Here is a 2,474-nt window from a genome sequence, read left to right on the forward strand (position 1 = left end):
CCGCCAAGACTGGTACCGACGGCGCCGAGGTCCACCTGTCATTGGGGGCCGGACCCGCAGTCGGCAAGGACGGTTTGCTCGGCATCAGCGGCAACGGCAAACGCAGCACCACCCGATTGCTGGATGCCGAATTCCCCAAGTTTCGGCAGTTGTTGCCGACCGAACACACCGCGGTGGCCAGTATCGGAGTCGCCGAACTGACCGAGGCGATCAAACGAGTGGCGCTGGTCGCCGATCGTGGTGCGCAGGTTCGGATGGAATTCTCCGGCGATGTGCTGCGACTGTCCGCCGGTGCCGACGACGTCGGCCGGGCCGAAGAAGACGTGGCGGTAGATTTCGCCGGTGAACCACTCACCATCGCCTTCAATCCGACATACCTGACCGACGGACTCGGGTCGTTGCATTCTGAGCGGGTGTCATTCGGCTTCACCACACCGAGTCGGCCGGCGGTGTTACGGCCAGCCAGCGACGATGATCCACAGGCAGGCGACAGTGCACCGTTCCCAGCGGTTTCGACCGATTATGTCTACCTGTTGATGCCGGTCCGTCTTCCTGGTTAGCGGTTAGGTGTACGTCCGTCATCTGGGCTTGCGGGATTTCCGGTCGTGGGAGCACGCCGAACTTGAGTTGACGCCGGGGCGGACGGTATTCGTCGCGCCCAACGGTTACGGTAAGACGAATCTTATTGAAGCACTGTGGTATTCGTCTACTTTAGGTTCGCATCGGGTAGCGACGGACGCTCCCCTGGTACGGGTCGGCGCGGCGCGCGCGGTGGTGTCAACGATCGTGGTGAGTGATGGTCGTGAATGCGCCGTTGATTTGGAGATCGCCGCTGGCCGGGCCAACAAAGCCCGGTTGAATCGGGCGCCGGTGCGTAGCCCGCGTGAGGTGGTCGGGGTGCTCCGTGCGGTGCTGTTCGCGCCGGAAGATCTGGCGCTGGTCCGAGGAGATCCGGCGGATCGACGCCGCTACCTTGATGATCTCGCGGCGGTGCGCCGACCGCGGGTGGCCGCCGTGCGGGCTGACTACGAGAAAGTTCTGCGCCAGCGCACCGCGTTACTGAAGTCCGCGGCCGGCGCGCGGTTTCGGGGGGACCGCGGCGCCCTTGACACGCTTGATGTTTGGGACGGCCATTTGGCTGCGCACGGCGCTGAGTTGATGGGCGCCCGGATCGACCTGGTGAACGAGTTGGCGCCCGAGGTACAGAAGAGTTACCAACGGTTGGCGCCGGCGTCGCGGCCGGCGGCAATCGGTTATCGCACCAGTGTCGACGTCGAGCCCGATCGCACGGACACCGAAGAGTTGCGCGCGGCACTGCTGGCGCAGATGGCAGTGCGCCGAGACGCCGAACTTGAGCGTGGTGTGTGCCTGGTTGGCCCGCACCGCGACGACCTTGAACTACGCTTGGGTGAGCAACTCGCGAAAGGCTTTGCCAGCCACGGTGAATCGTGGTCGATGGCGTTGGCGTTGCGGTTGGCGGCCTATGAACTGCTGCGCGCGGACGGAGGCGACCCGGTGTTACTGCTCGATGATGTGTTCGCCGAACTCGACGCGGCCCGCCGGGAGGCACTTGCCGCGGCCGTGGCTTCGGCGGAGCAGGTACTGGTGACGGCGGCGGTCCTCGAAGACATTCCCCGCGATTGGGACGCCAAGCGAGTGACTATCACGCTGCATGACGGTGACAGCGGACCGGTCTCGGCGGTCCAGACGTGACGGGAGCGACGACGATGCAGGCCCAACGGGCCTGAGGAGGAGCGCGGCAATTGAACTCCGCCGACGACACAGCCGGGCCCCCTGAGCGGCTGAGCGAATTGCCCGGAATGGACCTGGTGCGGCGAGCTTTGGAAGAGGCTCGCGGCGCAGCCCGCACCCAAGGCAAAGATGTCGGACGTGGCCGTCGGCTGCCGCCCACCCGTCGGGTTGCCGGCACCCGGAGCCGACGCCGCTGGTCTGGTCCCGGACCCGACGGCCGCGATCCGCAGCCGCTGGGCAATGCCACCCGGGACGTGGCGAAGAAGCGCGGCTGGTCGTCGCGGGTGGCCGAAGGCGCGGTGTTAGGGCAGTGGCCGTCGGTCGTTGGTCAACACATCGCCGACCACGCCACCCCGACCGCACTGCGCGACGGAATACTGAGCGTGTCCGCGGAGTCGACGGCATGGGCGACCCAGCTCCGGATCATTCAGGCTCAAGTACTGGCCAAGATCGCCGCCGAAGTGGGCGACGGTGTGGTGACCGCGTTGAAAATCACCGGCCCCGTCGCCCCGTCGTGGCGTAAGGGGCGGCTACACATCGCCGGTAGAGGTCCTCGCGACACCTATGGATGAGCGATCGAACGATCGGCTGAGGGCCGTCACAACGGCGCGAATTCGCTTGTCAAGCGTCCGGACGCAGCCTAGAGCGAAAAATTCCGCACACGGCGCAGATAGCTGTGTAGAAACACCCTCGCAGAATCGGTGCTACCGCCTGTTATAGGT

The 2,474-nt window shown here is 65.6% G+C and carries 3 protein-coding genes; all 3 read left to right on the plus strand.

Going from position 1 to position 2,474, the window contains the following annotated elements:
- The coding region (dnaN, locus tag WAN71_RS16240) for a DNA polymerase III subunit beta (RefSeq protein ID WP_422226316.1) at positions 1-560 on the plus strand (560 nt) is incomplete at its 5' end.
- A 7-nt stretch (positions 561-567) separates the two neighbouring features.
- Positions 568-1,713, plus strand: coding sequence for a DNA replication/repair protein RecF (recF, locus tag WAN71_RS16245; RefSeq protein ID WP_422226317.1), 1,146 nt, complete (start codon positions 568-570; stop codon positions 1,711-1,713).
- A 50-nt stretch (positions 1,714-1,763) separates the two neighbouring features.
- Positions 1,764-2,324 (plus strand): DUF721 family protein, encoded by a 561-nt coding sequence (locus tag WAN71_RS16250; RefSeq protein ID WP_422226318.1) that lies wholly within the window; start codon positions 1,764-1,766, stop codon positions 2,322-2,324.
- Positions 2,325-2,474 lie beyond the last annotated feature (150 nt).

This window comes from Mycobacterium sp., from assembly GCF_049280035.1.
Lineage (GTDB): Bacteria > Actinomycetota > Actinomycetes > Mycobacteriales > Mycobacteriaceae > Mycobacterium.